At 44.6% G+C, this 20,354-nt stretch carries 16 protein-coding genes and 1 tRNA gene; 6 read left to right on the top strand and 11 right to left on the bottom strand.

All coding sequences use genetic code 11. The features are described from left to right. Positions 1-221 precede the first annotated feature (221 nt). Positions 222-833, top strand: a complete 612-nt coding sequence (gene pyrE, locus F6K37_RS12185; protein ID WP_008180983.1) for an orotate phosphoribosyltransferase — start codon at positions 222-224, stop codon at positions 831-833. Positions 834-848: 15 nt separating this feature from the next. On the opposite strand, the gene F6K37_RS12180 is transcribed toward pyrE, so the two are convergent. The 5 genes from F6K37_RS12180 to F6K37_RS12160 form a co-directional block, all read right to left on the bottom strand. Further along, positions 849-921 (bottom strand) — tRNA-Met (locus tag F6K37_RS12180). A gap of 857 nt (positions 922-1,778) precedes the next feature. After that, positions 1,779-4,196 (bottom strand): peptidoglycan DD-metalloendopeptidase family protein, encoded by a 2,418-nt coding sequence (locus F6K37_RS12175; RefSeq protein ID WP_287250411.1) that lies wholly within the window; start codon positions 4,194-4,196, stop codon positions 1,779-1,781. Positions 4,197-5,663: 1,467 nt separating this feature from the next. Continuing rightward, entirely contained in the window at positions 5,664-6,125 is a 462-nt protein-coding gene (gene trmL, locus F6K37_RS12170; protein ID WP_008180990.1) for a tRNA (uridine(34)/cytosine(34)/5-carboxymethylaminomethyluridine(34)-2'-O)-methyltransferase TrmL, read from the bottom strand. 711 nt (positions 6,126-6,836) lie between these two features. Further along, the gene (gene gshA / locus F6K37_RS12165; RefSeq protein WP_008180992.1) at positions 6,837-7,988 is read right to left on the bottom strand and encodes a glutamate--cysteine ligase; all 1,152 of its coding nucleotides are present in this window, start codon (positions 7,986-7,988) and stop codon (positions 6,837-6,839) included. 135 nt (positions 7,989-8,123) lie between these two features. After that, positions 8,124-9,041 carry a histone deacetylase family protein gene (locus F6K37_RS12160; RefSeq protein ID WP_287250414.1) on the bottom strand — a complete coding sequence of 306 codons (918 nt, stop codon included), beginning with the start codon at positions 9,039-9,041 and terminating at the stop codon, positions 8,124-8,126. Between the two features lie 130 nt (positions 9,042-9,171). Here F6K37_RS12160 and F6K37_RS12155 point away from each other — a divergent pair, with 130 nt between their 5' ends. Next, complete coding sequence (locus F6K37_RS12155) at positions 9,172-9,588, top strand: hypothetical protein (protein ID WP_008180997.1); 417 nt, start codon at positions 9,172-9,174, stop codon at positions 9,586-9,588. Between the two features lie 316 nt (positions 9,589-9,904). Further along, positions 9,905-10,855, top strand: coding sequence for a LamG-like jellyroll fold domain-containing protein (locus tag F6K37_RS12150; RefSeq protein ID WP_008180999.1), 951 nt, complete (start codon positions 9,905-9,907; stop codon positions 10,853-10,855). Positions 10,856-11,107: 252 nt separating this feature from the next. Here F6K37_RS12150 and F6K37_RS12145 read toward each other — a convergent pair whose 3' ends face one another. From F6K37_RS12145 to F6K37_RS12135, 3 genes are all read right to left on the bottom strand, one after another. Continuing rightward, the gene (locus F6K37_RS12145; RefSeq protein WP_229414357.1) at positions 11,108-11,350 is read right to left on the bottom strand and encodes a DUF4351 domain-containing protein; all 243 of its coding nucleotides are present in this window, start codon (positions 11,348-11,350) and stop codon (positions 11,108-11,110) included. Between the two features lie 235 nt (positions 11,351-11,585). Further along, positions 11,586-14,153 (bottom strand): tetratricopeptide repeat protein, encoded by a 2,568-nt coding sequence (locus F6K37_RS12140; protein WP_287250405.1) that lies wholly within the window; start codon positions 14,151-14,153, stop codon positions 11,586-11,588. A 146-nt stretch (positions 14,154-14,299) separates the two neighbouring features. Beyond that, positions 14,300-15,013: an esterase/lipase family protein gene (locus F6K37_RS12135; protein ID WP_229414359.1), complete on the bottom strand. Its 714-nt coding sequence runs from the start codon at positions 15,011-15,013 to the stop codon at positions 14,300-14,302. A gap of 555 nt (positions 15,014-15,568) precedes the next feature. Here F6K37_RS12135 and F6K37_RS12130 point away from each other — a divergent pair. Further along, positions 15,569-15,823 (top strand): hypothetical protein, encoded by a 255-nt coding sequence (locus F6K37_RS12130; protein WP_008181007.1) that lies wholly within the window; start codon positions 15,569-15,571, stop codon positions 15,821-15,823. An 867-nt stretch (positions 15,824-16,690) separates the two neighbouring features. After that, complete coding sequence (locus F6K37_RS12125; protein ID WP_287250400.1) at positions 16,691-16,924, top strand: hypothetical protein; 234 nt, start codon at positions 16,691-16,693, stop codon at positions 16,922-16,924. On the opposite strand, the gene ctpB is transcribed toward F6K37_RS12125, so the two are convergent. Further along, a complete protein-coding gene (gene ctpB, locus F6K37_RS12120) occupies positions 16,894-18,216 on the bottom strand; it encodes a carboxyl-terminal processing protease CtpB (RefSeq protein WP_287250398.1) in 1,323 nt (440 codons plus the stop codon). The genes F6K37_RS12125 and ctpB overlap by 31 nt on opposite strands. 770 nt (positions 18,217-18,986) lie before the next feature. After that, positions 18,987-19,262, bottom strand: a complete 276-nt coding sequence (locus F6K37_RS12115) for a MoaD/ThiS family protein (RefSeq protein ID WP_008181013.1) — start codon at positions 19,260-19,262, stop codon at positions 18,987-18,989. A 15-nt stretch (positions 19,263-19,277) separates the two neighbouring features. On the opposite strand from F6K37_RS12115, the gene F6K37_RS12110 reads away from it, so the two are divergent. Further along, positions 19,278-19,469 (top strand): hypothetical protein, encoded by a 192-nt coding sequence (locus tag F6K37_RS12110; RefSeq protein ID WP_287250397.1) that lies wholly within the window; start codon positions 19,278-19,280, stop codon positions 19,467-19,469. 60 nt (positions 19,470-19,529) lie between these two features. On the opposite strand, the gene thrC is transcribed toward F6K37_RS12110, so the two are convergent. Then, a partial coding sequence (thrC, locus tag F6K37_RS12105) for a threonine synthase (protein ID WP_287250395.1) occupies positions 19,530-20,354 on the bottom strand: 825 nt, incomplete at its 5' end.

The following is a 20,354-nucleotide window of genomic DNA, read 5'->3' as shown; positions in this document are numbered from 1 at the left end:
CTATCAGCTATCAGCTTATGGGTCCCAGCCTCGAAGCCTGTGCCACTGTACACCGAACAGTTTATGCCCATAGCCCACGCTACACCGAACAGCTTTTGAATAAAATAAGCTGACGGCACCTCAAGTAGCGTGAGCTTTTAGCTGACGGCTGACGGCTGACGGCTGACTGTGAAAGAATACCGCATAATCCAAATCAACCGCCACTAGTAGTAGTAAGTTTCATGAACAACCAATTCCAAGCCCTGTCTACCCCAAAGGATTTACCTCTCCTGCGACCTTTTCTGCTGGATTTGTTTTGTAAACTGGCTTACCAAGAGGGTGATTTTGTGCTTTCGTCGGGGCAGCGTAGCTCTTATTACATCAATGGTAAACAGGTCACCCTTCATCCTCAAGGAGCATTGGCAATAGGACGTTTGCTATTCTCAATGCTACCTGCTGATACTCAAGCTGTTGCTGGCTTAACTCTGGGTGCAGATCCCATCGTGAGTGCGGTTAGCATTGTTTCTGCCTTAGAAAACTGCCCTATCCCTGGTCTAATTATCCGCAAACAGCCAAAAGGTCATGGAACCAGGGCATACATTGAAGGTCCTAGTTTGCCCACAGGAGCCAAAGTAGTGGTATTAGAAGATGTGGTGACTACTGGGCAATCAGCCATGAAAGCCGTGGATCGCCTTAAGGAAGCCGGTTACCAGGTAGAGCTGGTAATAGCCCTGGTTGACCGGCTCCAAGGCGGAGCCGAGCTTTATAAGTCCGCTGGCCTAATGTTTCAAGCTTTGTTTTCGATTAATGAAATCCGAGAACACTACCAGGGTTCTCTTGATCAATCCAGTTGACTAATTAATTAGTTATGGCTCAGGCGGGATTTGAACCTGCGACCTCGGGCTTATGAGTCCCTTGCTCTAACCACTGAGCTACTGAGCCTTTTCTTCAATCCTTATCTACTATAACATATCAATGCCAATAATTTCTTTATTGACACTCGCCGTCTTGAAAGAACGGCGATTCCCAGATCAATGAGCTGCCTTAAACCACTGTGTCCTAATCTTTGACGCCGCCAAAAAGTAGGCAGTACCTAAACCAAAAACCCGTCAAGACCAAGAATTTAGTTTAGTTCACAGTAGACCCAGCGGGCAATTCTCGCGATCGCGTTTGGCTACTTGTCAGGAAGTGCCGATAAAAGTCCGTTTCCTTCCTTTTCACCTGGTTTCGGTGTGCCCCACCGTACCGTATTTTTTCTCAAGTTGTGATTTTCCTGGGTTCACACGCCAACGTCTAATTGACGATTGGGTTTTTAAAGAGGACTTTCCCAGAGACGAAACCTTAGTAGAGGGTCGCCTTACTACAAAACCTTTTCCCTATGCTGCATAACCTACCGACTATAAAGGCGACCCTCTACTTACGGTAACTTCAAGCCCTCTGGGCATTACTACTTTTAGGTCATGCAGTGGCGGATCTCTCTTCCGGTTGCGCCAAGGCCAAAGGCCACGCGGGGCGCGTTCAGTTTTTCAGCCTGTACCCTATACTTAAACTATACTATAGCGCTAGATAAGTGTCAACTTTTTGCTCTTGTGTTTTTTTAGGCTAAAAGCGCGCTAGTCACTTTGATCTGGGCTCGCTTTGTGGCGGAGTTTTCAGTGTTGGGATTTCTCATAAATATTGTCAGAGAAGTTGAGGAAGAGTAGGAAACTTCCCTGTTGCTTACCTTACCCTTTTCCTCTGTCTCCTCCTTCAACCTAGTAATTTTGCCTGATTGGGATACTTCCCTTGAAATCACTCTATTACCGTCTTCTAGGCAAATAGGCGATCGGATTTGCAGCTCCCCGACCTCTGGGATGTACCTCAAAGTGTAAGTGAGGACCAGTGCTATAACCTGTGCTACCCATAGCGGCAATTCGTTGACCTTGGCCAACCTGTTGTCCACGACGCACAAAAATTCGGCTGTTGTGGGCATAAAGGGTCAGACTACCATCAGGATGCTTGATTTCCACCAATTTACCGTAGCCACCTGAATTCCAACCAGCACTGACTACAACACCAGGGGCTGCTGCCATAATTGGTGTCCCAATCGGAGCTGCAATATCAATGCCCTTGTGCATCCGTCCCCAACGCCGACCATAACCTGAGGTAATCACACCATTACTTGGCCAGATATATCCGTTAAAGCGGTTAGGGCTATCTGGCAAGTACATATCTGGTGTAGACAGAGGTGGCACTCCTGGCGAAACAGGTTTTCCTACCGGTATGCGGATCATTGGGTTAAATCGTTGCGGTGGGGCAGGAGCTACAGCTATTCTTCGGGGTTGTGATACCTCAGGTGGAGGCACAGGAATGGCAATAGAACTGCGTCGAGTTTTCCGGGGTGGCTGAGGTCTTGGAATAGCAATAGGAACCTGTGGAGCTTTCGGTGGCTGCGGTAATAATAATTCCGACTCTTTCGCACCGGTTGCTTGATTATTCTCAGGATTCCACTGGGGAGTGATCTCGACAGATTTAGACTCCTTGTCTGAGGGATCAGCAACTGGCTCGTTAGTAGGAGTTCCTAGGTTGATTGGTTTGCTTTCCTCTGGGCTGGTTTTATTGTCCCGGATTTCTTCTCGCATCTTGAGAATATCAGCCCTTAATTTTTCAACATAGGAGTTGCGCTGAGAGTTAATAGACTCTAGAGGCTGATTTTCAATCGAGGAAGTAGCTTGAGCTAGCAGACCACTGTCTGAGGTCGATTGAGCCAGAATGGTCTCAGTTACCGGTTTTACTTTAGGTTTTTCCTCTATAGATACGGATGTGACTTGATCTCGACTAGTAGAAGTCTTAACAGAGATAGTTGTTTCTAAATCCAATGGTCGCCCTATTGCTGGCTTCCAAGGTTCAGATTTCGGGCTGTTGCTAGATAGCAAAGTTACTGACGACTGTTGCTGATCGAATGTCCCAACTTGAGGAATTTTCAGCTGTTGATTAATTTCAATTAGGTGAGGATTATCTAGCTGATTGGCTAAGACTAGCTCTGAGCGGGATAAACCATAACTACGGGCAATAGAATCGAGGGTTTCACCAGCTTTGACCTGGTGAAAAGAGTTACCAGTAGATGACAGCCTAGTTCCCACCACCACTGGCTGTGGTACATTTAGTTGCTCTGTAGTTACCTTGGTTGTAGCCGATGCAATTCTTGGAGTACTGACCTTGAAAACTGATGGTTTGACTGCCGATATGACAGTTGTTTCTGGAGTCGGTACTGGAATGACCACCGGTAGTGGCTCAGATCTAGTTGATTGGGTTAAGGCTGGTGATACAGCAACTTTCGGCCTTGGCTGTGGGAGCGTCGCCGGAGCTGTAGGTACCGTAACAATGGGCTGCGATGTTTGTGTTACTGAACCCTCAGGTTTTAGCACTGCAGGGGGTAAAGTGTGTGGGCTAGAACCAAGGGTCGCTGATGCCAGTTCATAAGACTTGTTAAACTCCTCGGACCTCAACTGAACCAGACTTTTGCTCAGACGGTTTCGATGTTTTTGGAGGCGCTTGAGGGCTAGGTCTTGTCTAGCTTTTAAAAGATTATTGGTCTTGTCGGAAACAGCTTGTGATGCATCCGTTGACAGGTTACCCGATTTTGATACTGGTGCAGATGCTAGCAACTGTTTTGGCTCTACACCCTCAGACTTAGATGAGGCTTTGACATCAGTACCCTTAACCTCACCAATGGTAGACTTCCTGGCTACTGGGAGAGTGTCATCGGTTTTGAGCTTGTTAAAATTCCCGTTCCCGTAGCGGAGGCCGTAGGCCACGCTTTCGCCGTAGGCGACGCTGCGCGAACGCGAACGGCTTTGCCGAATCGCAAGTTCTGGGGGTGAGGCTGGCTTTGATGCCACACCCCCTTGTCCCTCCTTAGCCTGGTTTAGCAATGAGGGGCTTGAAACAGCGGTAACCTTAAATTCGGCTGCTGGTAGATTCGTCCCACTTGGCTCAGGAGCAACTGGCTCGAATGCCATTGCTTCATCACCCTGTTGAGGTAATAGTAACCCAGATGCCCCCATGGAAATCGCCAATCCAATCATGGCTGCTGAGGTACGAGCCTTACGGTTCACCTCAAGGGGAATTACTGCACCGACCGCATGATTACTTGCAGGTAGTTTCGATGACGAATCCGATGACTCTGCTGCACAGGTCGGAACATGATTGACCTTATCAGTAAGTGTTCCTTTCAAAAACGTCCTCCTGGTGTTTGACGAGCGCTTAACAGTTCCTGATTTATTTTTTACCAGTCAATGATGTGACTCACTTCTAAAGTGTGATCCAAATCACATCTATTTGGCAGACTTAGCAAAGATTACCGTGCTTCTTTGATTTAGACAAGCTCACATGACTACTAAAAAATTTATTCCTTGACGGCAATAGCTAGATACACCTTGAAGCCATTGATAAGTAATTATCCTTAGACAACTAGGTGGACAACATCCCATAGCAGAGATCTTGTCGGGATTGACCACGGCTGCCGTTAAGGATTGCTGCATATGCTGCATATATATGCATATAAAGTAACTGGCTAATCAGGCCTTCTCCGGGAAACCACCCTCAGTAACCCAATAAAATCGAGCATATTTGCTGATTATTCTGTTTGAGCGCCATAAAAACAGCGATGGTAATCTCGAAGCAACTGACTGGTTACAGCTGAACTCTACGCGAATTTTGGGTAAGACAACAACCGTATAATCCTGTATCAACCCGGATCTTAATCCTGGTGGGTTGCTAGTTGATGGTGTGCTCACAAAATCCTTCAAATCCTCCTTTTCTCTACTGATAGTTGGTTTGGTATACTGATCACTCCCCATTTGATATCAGCAAAATCTATCGGTGATTTCTCGGTAATCCTACTGTTTATGATAGAAATTTCTTATATGTCTTAAGTAATTTCAGTCTTCTAGATAGCTGAATTTTTGGTGAGTAATTCTACACACACTAACTCATTCAACCAAGGTGCGTCCGGTCAGCTGTAGGCTGACAGTCCTTGATTCTACCCAAAGATGCTTGTTTTGACGTCTTTCCCTGATTAAAACCGACTTGTGCGACAAAACGTTTTTACACAGTTTAACCAAATCTAAAAATCTAGTTATTAGACATCTCCAGAAACTCGGTTTTGACCCAGGCAGTGCAAGGGTTTGAGGTTAATTTTTGGAGATGTCTATTGATTGATAACCTAGGGAATTCCCAGCAGAGGGATTGTTTTTCACAAAAATTACACATTTCTACAGACATTTCCTATTTACACCATCAGTAGAGGGTAAATTAGGTATTTGAACTCTAGCTATAGTGTTTAAACCCCTGAAGGGGGATAAGTATTTTTTGAGTGGGGTGATCAGCTGCTCCCCATGTAATTTTTCTATCGTAGTCCGGCAAGAGTAGGAGAAGGCAAACAGCGACTAAAGTCGCTTTCGATATTTCTATTGACAGCTGATTTTATTAGTGATATAATCTAGGTTTAAGGTCAAATTAAAACTCAAACGGTTAAGGCTTAAACCTAAATCGATACAACTAAATCGATACAACTAAATCTATAAGAAAAATCTATACAAGTAAATCTATACAAAAGAAATCTATATCAAAAATTTATACAAATTATACAATACCGAAACCAAGTCAACTTAGTAAGTCCTAATTATTAACACAGAAAACACCTATTCCAAGTAACCCAACTGACGCCTGGCCTCAAATAAGCCAAGGGCAGCACTGACGGAGAGATTTAAGCTGCGCACTCCTGGCTGGGTCATGGGGATAAAGACTTTAGCCTGACAAGCCTCTAACACATGGGGAGGCAAACCTGTGGTTTCGCAGCCAAACAATAACCAGTCCTTGGGCTGAAACTGAAACTTAATATAGTTGTATGTTCCTCTCTTGGTAAAGCCAATCCATCGCCCCTCTTGCTTCTGGTGATAGCTGACAAATGCATCAAAGGAATCATGATATTTAAGATCTACATAGGGCCAATAATCTAGTCCTGCTCGTTTCAAGTAGCGATCGCTAATTTCAAAACCCAACGGACCCACTAAGTGCAATTGAGTAGTGGTGGCGGCGCAAGTTCGGGCAATATTGCCGGTATTCGGTGGAATTTGCGGGTTGATTAAGACAACTTTTACCATGAAACCCTTAATATCAAGTCTGGTTTAATACCCATAATTAAAGAGAGGGTGGGGAGGGTGGGGAGAAAGGTCGGTGTGGGGAGATGGGGAGATAGGGATAAACGGGAGATAGGGAGATTTTTATTAAGGGTAATTATCCTGACATGATATAACACGTCTGACCCTAATCTATATTCATACCAAATCTGGGTCTAAAACCCCTGATTAGAAAACAAATGGGCGATCGCCTATTGGTATTTGAAGTGGTAACAAGTAGCTTTAAAGCTATACTGGGTGTGGGGTGTGGGCGAACGGGTGTGGGCGAACGGGTGTCAAGGGCACCTAAAAGATTTATTTGAATGAGTTCAAGGGATTCAGGTTCGAGGAGCATTGGATATATATCTTAGGTCATAGTACTATAGGCATACCTAAGGTCAATATTTTTGTCTGTATTTCAGATAACCTCTACCTAGTGATATAGATCATATATGTTTTTCTTATATTAGTTTTCGTTGAAGCATATATTAGATATTCTTATATTTCACAGCATTTCACTTGGCAAAAAAATTATTCAATTGAGGCGGTTGTCTTTACAAAAACTCTAAAAAATTAAAAAAAATTCATAAAAAATGCCATCGCGAGGTTAGGGGGAATCCGGATTCCCCCTAACCTAAAATTGCGATGACAACTTTAGCTATTTAATTGTAGTTGAATAACAAAGCTGTTAGTCAGTTAGGCTACCAGGGACTGACACAATTGATCTTCTAGTTGCGACTCTTGCTCAGCCATGGATTGAATGGCTTGAATCATCACTTGGCGAGGATCAACACCCACTGAATGAAGTTGTAACCACTGGCCAGCGGTGTTTCCTTCCCGTAGAATTTTCTTAATCGGTGAGAGGAAGCAACTAAAACCGTGTTTTTTCGCTACCGGCCACACCTCTTGATAAAGTTCCTCAATCCAATCTCTGGCCAGAATTAGTCTGCCATCCTCCCAATGCCTCAGTTGCGCATCCAAACTGGATTCAGCCGCAGCGATTTCATTGGCATCGGTGAGGCCAATCAAGTCAGCTGAACGGTTGTTGGCAGGTATTTTACTTATCTCCAGGGGGTCAAGACTGGGATCATGAATCAGTTGTATCAGGCGTGCTTCCAATAGTGCCATAACCGCTAACAGGGCAATGGGATCGACCATTAAATCACAGATTCTCAGCTCTAGGCGGTTGAGATCATAGGGCCGTCGGTTGCCATTGGGGCGCACAGAGGTCCACAGATGACGGACATTAAACATGGTACCAGCAACGAGTTGCTCTTCATTCCACTGGATAAAGTGACGATGGCTTTCAAATAAAGGAACATCAGAGGGAGTTTTGGGAAACATTCCCCAGCGGGTGGAGTGATAGCCAGTGGTTTTACCGTCCAGAAAGGGGGAAGATGCACTCAGGGCTAGGTATAGTGGAGCTTCCATTCGCACCAGACGACAAGCTCGCATCAGGATTTCTGGGTCAGAGATGCCCACATTGATATGGATGCTGGCAGTAACAACCTTAGTGCCGTAGGTGGTCTCAATGTAGGAATGGTAAGGATTATTGGGGTCAGAACGGTAAAAGCGATCGCTTTTACCTAAGGACAGGGTACTGCCGGGAATTAGTGTATAGTTACCCAAGCTTTTTAAATACTGTCGCAGCTGTTGTCGGGGACGCACTAAAGCACATAAGAGACGGTCATAGCAACATAAAGGAGCAGTGGTGTATTCTACATTGCGCTGATCTGGCTCTCGGACAAATCCGTCGAGGGATGCAACAATCTGATCGGAAAAACCGACAATATCCCCTTTGGGAGTGCCGGTATACATTTCTACTTCAAAGCCTTTGGATAGCAGCACAGTTTTTTCTAATGGGGAATGGTAAATTGGGAGTGGGGTGTAGCGTTGGTCGTAGCTCTAGGGAATGTATCTACCTTATCTAGCTATCAATCCTATCAATAACGACCAAATAATTCCTCCTTCTTTAGTTTGCCATCAAAGCTTACACTGGCGATAGACCTGAAGAGCAGCACGGTGGAGTAAAGAGTGGCGATAGATCAGGGCATCGAAATCATTACCGTAGCCACCACCAATCACACTAGCCACTGGGATGCCAGCTGCTACACAGGTACTCAACACTTGCATATCCCGACGGTAGATTCCTGTGTCGGTCAGGGCTAATTTCCCCAAGTGGTCTTCTACATGGGGGTCAACTCCAGCATCGTAGAGCACTAAATTGGGTTTGAATCCTGAGAGTAAGTCCGGAAGATACTTGGCTAGGGTTTGTAGATAGGCATCATCATCCATCCCCTCTGGTAGGGGAATGTCTAAGTCGCTTTTTTGTTTCTTGCTAGGGAAATTGACTTCACAGTGCATGGAAAAGGTGAAGACACTGTGCTCGTTTTGGAAGATAAAGGCGGTACCGTCTCCTTGGTGGACATCTAGGTCAACAATTAAAATTTTCTGAACTAGTCCCAGTTGTTGGAGAACACGGGATGCGATCGCTAAATCATTAAAGATACAAAACCCTGAACCATAATTGGGAAAAGCATGATGGGTACCACCATCAGTATTGCAGGCTAACCCTTGGCTTAGGGCGAGTTTAGCCGTAAGAATGGTGCCACCTACGGCAGTACAGGTACGCTTTACTAATGCTGGACTCCAAGGTAAGCCAATGCGTCGCACAGCTTTCGGGTCAAGAGTACCTTCATAGTAAGCTTGAACATAGGCGGGGGTGTGAACCAGGTGGAGCCACTCTAGTGGGGGAAGGTCTGGAGTGTGGAATTGTTTAGGAGTGGCAATGTCTTCTTGTAGCAGTAGTTGGTAGAGTTTCCCAAATTTAGGCATGGGAAAGCGATGCCCGTCTGGCAGAGGTGCGACATAGTCCTGGTGATAGACGATTGGCAAGTTCATGATCAGACAATCCCAGACAAGGTTTTCCAGCTCGCTACACTTCTTGATGCAGTCGCTCATGGGGGAAACCCCCAAGACCGCGCTGCATCGCTTTTTTTAAAATCCTCAACCAAGTCAAAGGAAGCATAACATGAATAACCCTTGGCATAATTTTAAGCAACAGCCTTGGCTAGCTCTGTCGAAAGTAGCTGCCTTCACCACTGTGCTGGTAGTTGCTCTAGAGAACCTGTTGATATGGGTCTTGACTCAATCAGAAATTTTCCGTCCCGTCTCGGTGCTACTATTTTCTCGACCCCTAGTAATAATCTGGTTTTTCGCTGCGACTATAGGAGTTGGGGTGTTAGGAGTTTATATTTGTGAACGTTGGCAGTCCCAGCTACTCCTGAATACCTCTAGTCTCTGGGCTTTAGTGTTGTGCCTTATCGTCGGTCTATTGCTCAAGTCCCAACTTCCAATCCCTCCTGGGCTAGTTGGGTTTTCCATGAATTCTTTGATTGGAGTAATCCTAGGGGTATTTTGGAAAGGTCGTCCTTACTGGCGTTATTAGGATTAAAAACGCGATGCTAACCAAAGAGCTGCTACGGTAAAGCATCAAAAGCATCAACGAATACTATAGCAATCCACTATAATTCCGAAAATTATTGCAGTGGGGAAATCTTGCCTGCACTATAGTCTCAGGTTTTTTTAGAAACAATCGCTAATTCTGCTACTAATATTGGACTTTTGACAAAATAGTACCCTCAAAGGGTACTGTCACTATCTAAGGGAGCCGAGACAATAGATTTGTTAGCCCATTGTTTTGAGTAGAAACAAAAGGGAAAACATCAAATTTTCTCCAAAGTCTAAGCAGAAGAAAAACAGAAATGTTTACCCCCGATCCCACAGATTTGGTAGCTGAGTATTTATTTGAAACTCCAACTGAAAACGGAGTGATCAGGAACACAGCTAATCCTGGAACCTTTGACGGTATGATCCAGCACGATCCCGATGCCCATCCTCTGGCTCCCTCAGCGGATGTCCCGCCAGGGTTTGTTGGTTCAGCATCCCTGAACTATAACGTTCTCAGACGCTTATCAGATAGCGGCGAATCACCGCAAATGTCCTTTGCACAATACGTTGAGGTTCCCAATTTCCCAGATCTGGCTAACCTGACCGTGGAAACTTGGGTTAAGGTTGATTACATCAAAGCAAACCCAGCCTTTACCGATCCTCCCCAGGGTACTTACCCTGATGGAGAAGTTGGTTTTGGAGCCTGCCCACAGCCCATATGCAAAGCATTTTCCTGGTATCTTTTTCTGAGTACTCTACAAACCGATCGCAATCTGATTCTGACTATCATCCCTAACAATGTCACCCAAGGATTACCGAAGGAAGCAGACGAAACTAGCGGCAGTGGTGGTGTAGTCAGTGAGGATATCGTCCATGGTGGTCAATGGACCCATATGGCTGCAACCTTTGGTGAAGTTGCTCCCGGTAGGTTTATCATGCAGACCTACATCAATGGCATCCAAAGCCACATCGAAGAAGTTCAAGACTTTAACGGCAACATCCGTCGGATTCCCAATCAGACTGACAACCCGATAGCGCCTTCCCCTGGTAGACCCCTACGGCTGGGGCAATTCCGTGATATTCAAGGCAATCTTGACTATCAGTACTCCGGACTTTTGGCTGGTGTACGAATTTACAGTCGGGCTTTGACTCAGGAACAGATTCAAGCTGACTACAGGCATGACATCTGTTCAGATCAAGCACCATTAGGGAAAGAAATCTTCAGACTGGGCTTACTTAGTCTATGGCTGTTGAAGTCTACTTAATTGGGGTCAGAAGAATGTAGAATTTAGAATGAAGAATGAAGAATGAAGAATTAAGAATGAAGAATGAAGAATGAAGAATGAAGAATTAAGAATTAAAAATTATACCTTTGCCCATTCTAAATTATTTTGAATTCCCAATTCCCAATTCCCAATTCTAAATTCTACATTCTAAATTCTACATTCTAAATTTTGCATTACACACTCTAGCAGCTCCCCATGGCATTGCTTTTGAGTGCCACCCCTAACGGAATTTTACTTATCCCTAAACTGGTGCAACCAATTGGTCAAATCCACCTCAGTTTCAAAATCTAACAACGCTTCTCCTAAATCCTCCAACTGGTCAAAGGATAATTCCTCAATTTGATTTTGTAATTGGGGATTTATCTGACCTAATCGACGGTTTAGTAGACGGATAATTAACTTAACCTCATTGCGCTTTCCTTGTTCTAATCCTTGGCGAATAATTCGTTGATAAACTACTGACTCTTGCATCATATCCTCCCGAAAATAAGCTTGAATTAAATGAAGAATTTAGAATGAAGAGTTTATAGCAACTGAAGTATAGTTTAAGACAAAGTATTTTCCTTGAAAGGGAGCAGAAATATTATGTGTTAAGCTTTACTTATACTGATATACCTTCTATCTTAGATGTTTTACCTTCTATCTTAGAAATTTTGCATTGTACCTTGTTCATTCTTAATTCTTAATTCTTAATTCTTAATTCTTAATTCTACATTCTATATACTGATCGCTGTGACAAATCATCCCGCAATCTTTCTAGATTATTACGGTAGGTAACAGTATTAGGATGATTTGATCCTAACTTCCGTTCTGCAATATCCAAAGCCTGGACATACAGGGGTTCCGCTTCATGGTAACGCCCCTGAGCATAGTAGAGTAATCCCAGGTTGTTGAGACTACTGGCTACATCGGGATGTTCTTGACCCAGCAGCTGCTTTCTCATGTCCAAAGCCTGGACATACAGGGGTTCCGCTTCATCGTAACGCCCCTGAACTTGGTAGAGTAATGCCAGGTTGTTGAGACTACTGGCTACATCGGGATGTTCTTGACCCAGCAGCTGCTTTCTCATGTCCAAAGCCTGGACATACAGGGGTTCTGCTTCATGGTAACGCCCCTGAGCTTGGTAGAGATCTGCCAGATTGTTGAGAATACTGGCTACATGGGGATGGTCATGACCCAGCAGCTGCTTTGTCATGTCCAAAGCCTGGACAAACAGGGGTTCTGCTTCATGGTAACGCCCCTGAGCTTTGTAGAGATCTGCCAGATTGTTGAGAATACTGGCTACATGGGGATGGTCATGACCCAGCAGCTGCTTTGTCATGTCCAAAGCCTGGACAAACAGGGGTTCTGCTTCATGGTAACGCCCCTGAGCTTTGTAGAGATCTGCCAGGTTGTTGAGACTACTGACGACATCGGGATGGTCATGACCCAGCAGCTGCTTTGTCATGTCCAAAGCCTGGACAAACAGGGGTTCTGCTTCATGGTAACGCCCCTGAACTTGGTAGAGTAATGCCAGGTTGTTAAGACTACTGGCTACATGGGGATGCTTCTCACCCAGCAGCTGCTTTGTCATGTCCAAAGCCTGGACAAACAGGGGTTCCGCTTCATGGTAACGCCCCTGAACTTGGTAGAGTAATGCCAGGTTGTTAAGACTACTGGCTACATGGGGATGCTTCTCACCCAGCAGCTGCTTTGTCATGTCCAAAGCCTGGACAAACAGGGGTTCCGCTTCATGGTAACGCCCCTGAACTTGGTAGAGTAATGCCAGGTAGCCTCGACTAGTTGCTACATCGGGATGGTCTTCTCCCATGCGGCTTTTGGTGATGTCTAAACATTTCTCATACCAAGGTTCAGCCTGGTCATAGGTACCTCGACCTTGATAGAATATTCCTAAGCCAACAAAAGGCAATATTAAATCTTCATCCCTGAGCCAGTCAGTTAGGACTGTGGCAACTTCGTCTAAATGAGGGATGGCGGGGGTAACTACTGCAATCTGATCGCGAGTTGGTGTCTGGGGAATTGTTTTGGCAACAGCCACCATTGTCTTACAAAAGCTTTGCTTGTAGCTATCGGCCTCTGGTAATTGAGCCAGCTTGGTCAGGAAAAATTCTCGAATTAGTGGATGGAGTTGATAGGTTTGCTGTTCAGTCAGTTGCAACAGGTTCAGTTTCAGTAAACTGCGATTGGCCGTAGGCCACGCTACGCGATCGCGTAATTCCTCCAACTCTTCTTGTTCTTCTTCCCGGTCATCTTCAGTTTCGATAACACACTTCTCTACCAGGGACCACTCAAAAGGAGCAGGAGCAAACAGACTCAGACGACATCCCAACTGCTGGACTTCTGGACAATCTTTCAAATCTTCCCAGGATAACTCAAAGGCTGCTGCTACTCCCAACTGGGCTGTCATTTCCCCTTCTTCTGTGGGGTCAAGTAATGCCTTAGCTGCTAATTTCTTTTTCTCTAAACGTTTCTGAACTTTAGCAATAGTTAAGGTCGGATGTAGATCTAAATATCGTCCCACTAACTCTAAACCCAAAGGCAAATAACCCAACCATTCACATAAGGCTTCTGCTTCGGTTAGTTCTTTATCAATGCGCTCTTTTCCAACAAGCGATTGGCCGTAGGCCACGCTACGCGAACGCAATAATTCTAATGCTGCCTCTGGGGATAGTACATCCAAGTCAATTCGTCGGTAAGAAGCCCCTGGACGCTGACGACTGGTGACCAGTACTTTGAAGCGGGATTCAGCTGGAGGTAAATAGGGTTTAATTCTTTGTTTGTAGTCATTGCTGAAAGAAGCCACATCATCCAGCACGATCAATGCTGTTCCCTCTGGCCAATTTCTCCAGCAGTATCTTACCTGCTCGTTGAAATCTAGTTCATCTGGAATGGTTAATCCTAATTCCGTACGCCCAAAACTAACAACTTGAATCCCCAGATCTAGCCCGCGCACTGGAAACCAGCACCTACCACCAGGGTAGTTATCCTGATATCTCAGAGCATATTGTAAAGCTAACTCGGTTTTGCCAATACCGCCCATTCCGGCAATGGCGCAAATGGCTAATCTATCGGTCTTTTGAAGTTCCTCATGGAGCTGCTCAAGTTGAGTGTCTCTACCGACAAAGTAGGGAGTGCCACTATTGATACTAATGTTAGTCGGGGAATTTAAGGTTATTTGTTTTTTTTTGAGGCATTCCTCAATAAATTTCTTGACACCAAGATAGACCAAACTGTTTTGAGAATCTGGTTTACATAGCAGGGTAAGCGCAAGAATCAATAAGCTGTAGCTTATTGAGAAAAAACTGGGTTCATTATCAACTATTAAACTCTATTGAGAATCAAGTTCTACGAGATTATAGGGGTTTCGAGCCACGATCAACCGATATCCAGCCAATGCACATTATGGGCAATTTTTTCTTGCGCTTACCCTGGTTTACATAGGTCAATATGGTGCTTTGGTATGGCAACCGGCTTCACTCCTTCAATGCCTGGGTTGGCACTATCTTCGTCTACAACTAAAATCCCTTTTACAGGCTGGGTTTCATAATAGACTTTGGTGGCAATTTCTAGACTCCGAACGTTTTCTCTATACCACTCATTTAATTCCCGTAACTGAGAGTCATGAGCTTTTAGTTCCTCGACACTTACGGTGGTTCGTGCGAAAACACCAATATTATCAATTAAATTAGCTAGATGAGCACCAGTGTGGGGAGTAGCCAGAAATACTATGCCTTTAGTCTGCTCAATAATCCCTTTATAGTTATCAAAATTATTAGCACTACTAAGCATCTTTTTGACTAAAAGCCCGCCCATACTATGAGTAATAAATACTAATGGACGCTTGCCGAGATCGCAGCTGTTTAACCAATCTAATAAATTACTGGCTTGATCGAAAAGGGGCATACTGCCATTGCTTTGCCACTTTGTTGCTTTCGCGTCATATCCAAAAGACCAGATGTTAAGACCTAGCTGCTCTTTTCCTAACCAAACTGGCCAAAAATTATCATCATTTATTCCATGCTGGTGATGCCACGTGCCTCTGGGATCACCTCCAAGTCCGTGAACAAACACCACATCCATACTGGCTTCTGAGCCCTCCCACCCTGAGATTTTTATCAATCTACTCGAATCGCTCACCAATTAGCCTCCAGTTAACTCTATAGCTTTAACCAGTAGATGCAGAAAATCCTATTTTTATTTATTCTAATACAAAAAAATCCAGGGAGTAGGGAGCAGGGAGTAGGGAGCAGGGATTAGGTAGTAATGGAAAAAGTTATCACAATTTATTTTATATACCTATAATAACTTATCGGATATAGTTTATTTTTTTTTCTGTTTCCAAGGCTATCAGTAAATTAAATCAAAAAAAAACAAACGCTAACATTTTTACTATGTGCCCTGTTTGCGATTCTAACTTCTAACTTCTAACTTCTAACTTCTAACTTATACTTGGTGGTGCGTTACGGGGCGGGCTATCCCAATACTGGCTACGAAGTATAAAATTAGGGCGAGCCCGCCCCTAACGCACCCTACGCACTAAATTATTAATTCTACATTCTTAATTCTAAATTCTACATTCTTAATTATTAATTTTCTTCCATTACCCCTCCAAAAAAAAATCTAAAAACCCTTGACAAATACATTTATAATCGTTATGATTATAAATGTTAAATTCAAAAGTAATTTTGAACTATGTCTGACAACTTTCGCCCAGATCCACAAAACAATCCTGAGGATATCACTCCTAGTAATACTCCTCAGGAACGTTCCCAAAAAAAATACCCCATTAAGCACATTCTGAAGGGGTCCCGCCGGGCAATAAACAACACTATGCATACCCTTTATGCACGGGGTTACGCCGAAATATCGGAGTGGAGCCCCCTTCAGCCGACTGGAATTCCTGGCGAATTCATCACGATGATGACCAAGTATTTAAATTTGGGTTAAACTATTAAGTTATAGGGGGGGGAACCCCCCTGGCCAAAGTATCAGGTTTGTTCGCGTAGCGTGACCTTTGGTCAATCCTATGGGATCATTTCTGGATTGGTTTCGAAAGTTGAGGCATAGCTAAAAATTCCTAGCCGTGGAAGGTATTTCTGCGGCTATTTTTTTTTGAGGTTGTTCGCGTAGCGTGGCCAAAGGCCAAGGTTAGAAGGTTAAAAGGTTGAAGGTTAGAAGGTTTAAGGTTAGAAGGTTAGAAAGTTAGAAGGTTAGAAGGTTTAAGGTTAGAAAGTTGAAGGTTAGAAGGTTGAAGGTTAGAAGGTTAGTTGCGTAGGGTGCGTTAGGGGGGGCCTCATTTTCCGCCTCGTAGCCAGGCTTTGGATAGCCCGCCCCGTAACGCACCACCGTGTCAAACAGCTTTTAGGAGATGCACCCTAAGGTTAGAAGGTTATCAGGTTTAAGGTTAAAAGGTTGAAGGTTGTTCGCGTAGCGTGGCCTATTGGCCAAGGTTTAAGGTTAGAAGGTTTAAGGTTAGAAGGTTTAAGGTTAGAAGGTTTAAGGTTATTATCCGAAGATTAGCGTTAATAAAAATCTGCGCTATTTCCCGATTTTCCCATTTCACGATTTGCCCAGGATTCGTGATTGATCCTTGGTGGGCAGTGCATACCTGGGTGTACCCAAACAAATTAATCTTTCTGTGGCACTGCCCACCCTACATCTGTTCTATTGTGATTCATCCGTTGGTGGGCAGTGCATACCTAGGTGTACCCAAGCAAATTAATCTTTCTGTGGCACTGCCCACCCTACATCTTCACTGCCCACCCTACATCTGTTCTATTGTGATTCATCCGTTGCTGGGCAGTGCATACCTAGGTGTACCCAAGCAAATTAATCTTTCTGTGGCACTGCCCACCCTACATCTGTTCTATTGTGATTCATCCGTTGGTGGGCAGTGCATACCTAGGTGTACCCAAGCAAATTAATCTTTCTGTGGCACTGCCCACCCTACATCTCCTTCCGATTCCCGATTCCCGATTCCCGATTCCCGATTCCCGATTCCCGATTCCCAGCGCAGCTTACCAAACCCTACCTGAGTTTATAGGTTGACTGAGGGTTCCAGGCCCAGAGGCAGTAGTGGATTTTAAAACTGCGATCGCTCTTCCGTATTGAGGATCCTTACTAGTGCCACGCCATCCCGGTTGACTAGATAGCAGTTGCCGTTGCTCAAGGGTCAACTCTTGGCGAATATCGGGCACAATTCCTTTCAAACTAATATCTTCACCACTGGGTAGGTAGTAACGAGAGACGGTCACCGTTAAACCCGAACCATCGGATAAGGCATGGACAGACTGGACAGCGGCTTTACCAAAGGTGCGAGAACCGATAACAGTAGCGCGTTTGTTATCTTTCAGAGCACCAGTTAGAATCTCACTAGCACTAGCGGAGTTACCATCCACTAGAATTGCTAAGGGCAGATTGGTCAAGGCCGTTCGATTAGCCGTGTATGCCTGTTTGCCACCGATCCGGTCTATAGTGCTAACAATTTCCCCCTCTTGCATCCACATCCGGGCAATTTCAATACTGGAAAAAAGCAATCCGCCTGGATTCCCCCGCAGATCTAGGACATAAGCATTCACCTTCTGCTGATTGAGGTTCCTAATTGCCCGTTGCATTTGTTCAGCTGCATGGGAACTAAATTCATTTAAACTGATATAACCCACTCGCAGATTCCCTTCCTGCTTGACGCTGTAACGAACAGAGGGGATTTCTATCTGAGCTCGAGTTAGTTCTATTTCAAAGATGCCCTGTCCTGGTCGGGCAATCCGCAGAGTCACTGATGACCCCACTTTACCCCGGATTAGTTCGGAGGCATCTTCGAGACTTAACCCTTTCGTCGATTTGCTATCTACCGCTAAAATCCTATCCCCAGCTTTAATACCTGCCTTAAACGCTGGGGAATTTTCAATCGGTTCAATGATTAACGGGGTCTCCGTCTGCTTTTCTATTTCCATGCGAATACCCACACCAGACAGTTCACCAACGGTTTGGTTTGTCAAGGCTTGGAACTGTTCTGGCACTAAAAAGCGGGTGTAGGGGTCTTCTAAGGTTTCTAGGGCTTTCCTAATCGCTTTGTAGGCTTCTTCTTTTGAAGCGTAGTTTCTGCTCAGGAGTTCATGTCTAGTCGCTTGCCAGTCAACTTGGTTAAAGGTGTTATCGACATATTCCCGATTGACAGTTTGCCAAACTTCATCAACAATCGTTTTAGGGCTATCCTGAAATGCTACAACCACAGAGCTACCATTAATCGGTGTCGCCCAAGACCAAACTGCTGTGGTTGCGATCGCTCCAGTGAAGAGAACACGTTTGAGTCGGGGGAAGTTTGTCAGGGATTGTCTCATGGATATAAGGCGGCAAATTACTTAATTACTTAATTTATTTAGTTTTTTATAATTATTGATGTTTTTGTTGGCCAACTCTAGGATTGCCCATGGCTATGAGCTACTGATACTACTTAGGTGTGACTACCAATCCTACTGATGATAATAACGAAAAAAAATTATTTTCTAGTTTTAGTTTCTGATCTGATATACTAAAAAGATATTCCTAATGTCGGCTGATGCCGCAAACTTAGTCACCAAGTTCCAGTCACTAAGTTTTAGTCACTAAGTTTTAGTCACCAAGTTTTAGTCACTAAGTTTTAGTCACTAAGTTACAAGAGAGGCTAAAGTTTTTAATATACGATTGAATAGTCTAATTATAATATACTGAAATTCAGCAACTATGGCATACTGCCGTTGTGCCAGTTCCAAAACTGAACTGTTCTGGGTACACAGACTGACCTAGCGATCGCAAAATAATCACTAACTTATCTGCCAGCTCAGGTTACCCGATCACGAGTCGGGAGTCGGGAGTCGGGAGTCGGGAATCGGGAATCGGGAATCGGGATGCAGCGCAAACCTAAGGGGGTTACTCCCATGAGCGACTGCATCGCTATTGCCTATTGCTAGCATGCCTATTGCCTTAAAAGGATAAGCAATATTGCTCAAAGGTTGCTGAGAATTGCTCTATCTTGTAAGCAGTCAGCTATCAGCCATTCCCGTAGCGTAACCAAAAGGCCAAGGCGAATGGTCAACTACTGATCGCTGACTGCTGACTGCTGAGTATCTGTCTAACCACCAGCAACAGCTGTGACAATACTCACTTCATCCCCATCGTTGAGTTTTGTTTCTGTATTTTCCAACAACCGGATATCTTCCCCGTTCACGTAGAGATTCAAGAATCGACGGGGTTTACCCTGCTCATCGCACAGCCGTTGTTTAATTCCAGGACAATTACTTTCCAGAGATTCGATCAGTTCAGAAACATTCGTTCCCTGACATTCTACTGTTGCTTGCTCTTGGGTATATTTTTGCAGAGGAGTAGGAATTAAAACTTTTACAGCCATAATCAATATCTTGCTTTGAATTCTCAATTTTCAAGGTTTAATGGTAAACCATCAGCTATCAGCGTGTCGCGTATCAGTTATCAGCATTCAGCTATCAGTTATCAGCATTCAGCTATCAGCATTCAGCTATCAGCTATCAGTTATCAGCTTATGGGTTATCACAGGCTAGAAGCCTGTGCCACCACGCTACTAGATCGGTGCTTTTGAGTAAAATAGGCTGACCACTGACCGCTGACTGCTGACTGCTGACTGCTGACTGCTGACTGCTTAAACTAAAACTTGTTGCCATTCCAGACGGTCTAGGGTGTTAGCCCGCTCTAATGCTTGCTCAAAATTGTCTAGTTTTGGTTCAATTACCAAAGGTTCACCCACATAGCCTTGAACTGCTTCTTGGGTCTTCAAGCCATTACCAGTGATGTAGGCTACTGTAGTTTCATCGGGGTCAATTTTACCAGCTTCTACCAGCTTCTTGAGTACAGCAATTGTAGTACCTCCTGCGGTTTCGGTGAAAATTCCTTCAGTTTCTGCCAGCAACTTCATCCCTTCGATAACTTCTGCATCAGTGACGGATTCAATGTTTCCGTTAGTTTTATGAGCTATTTCTAGAGCATAGATGCCGTCGGCTGGGTTTCCAATCGCAATGGATTTAGCAATGGTGTTGGGCTTGACTGGAGTAATAAAGTCCCGTCCTTCTTTGAAAGCTTGAGCGATTGGGGAGCAACCTTCTGCTTGAGCACCACTGAAGCGCACTGATTTATCATCCACTAGACCGACTTTGACGAATTCTTGGAAGCCTTTGTAGATTTTGGTGTATAGGGAACCTGATGCCAAGGGAGCAACAACATGGTCCGGTAGTTGCCAACCTAGTTGTTCAGCCACTTCAAAGCCCAGAGTTTTAGAACCTTCTGAATAGTAGGGACGTAGGTTAATGTTCACAAATCCCCAACCGTGGCTGTTAGCTACTTCACAACAGAGGCGGTTGACTTGGTCGTAGTTGCCTTTGACTGCCATTAATGTGGGGTTGTAAATCAGAGTGCCCATCACTTTACCCGCTTCCAGGTCAGCAGGGATAAACACGCAGCAGTCGAGTCC

Source organism: Moorena sp. SIO4E2 (assembly GCF_010671945.1).
GTDB classification, from domain to species: domain Bacteria; phylum Cyanobacteriota; class Cyanobacteriia; order Cyanobacteriales; family Coleofasciculaceae; genus Moorena; species Moorena producens.
Note: the sequence above shows the minus strand (reverse complement) of the source record. Positions and strands in the feature narration are given on the sequence as shown.

Coding starts and splice junctions, on each gene's coding strand:
- pyrE (WP_008180983.1), top strand. CDS start 222: ATGAACAACCAATTCCAAGCCCTGTCTACCCCAAAGGATTTACCTCTC.
- trmL (WP_008180990.1), bottom strand. CDS start 6,125: ATGGTAAAAGTTGTCTTAATCAACCCGCAAATTCCACCGAATACCGGC.
- F6K37_RS12160 (WP_287250414.1), bottom strand. CDS start 9,041: ATGAACTTGCCAATCGTCTATCACCAGGACTATGTCGCACCTCTGCCA.
- F6K37_RS12155 (WP_008180997.1), top strand. CDS start 9,172: ATGAATAACCCTTGGCATAATTTTAAGCAACAGCCTTGGCTAGCTCTG.
- F6K37_RS12150 (WP_008180999.1), top strand. CDS start 9,905: ATGTTTACCCCCGATCCCACAGATTTGGTAGCTGAGTATTTATTTGAA.
- F6K37_RS12145 (WP_229414357.1), bottom strand. CDS start 11,350: ATGATGCAAGAGTCAGTAGTTTATCAACGAATTATTCGCCAAGGATTA.
- F6K37_RS12130 (WP_008181007.1), top strand. CDS start 15,569: ATGTCTGACAACTTTCGCCCAGATCCACAAAACAATCCTGAGGATATC.
- ctpB (WP_287250398.1), bottom strand. CDS start 18,216: ATGAGACAATCCCTGACAAACTTCCCCCGACTCAAACGTGTTCTCTTC.
- F6K37_RS12115 (WP_008181013.1), bottom strand. CDS start 19,262: ATGGCTGTAAAAGTTTTAATTCCTACTCCTCTGCAAAAATATACCCAA.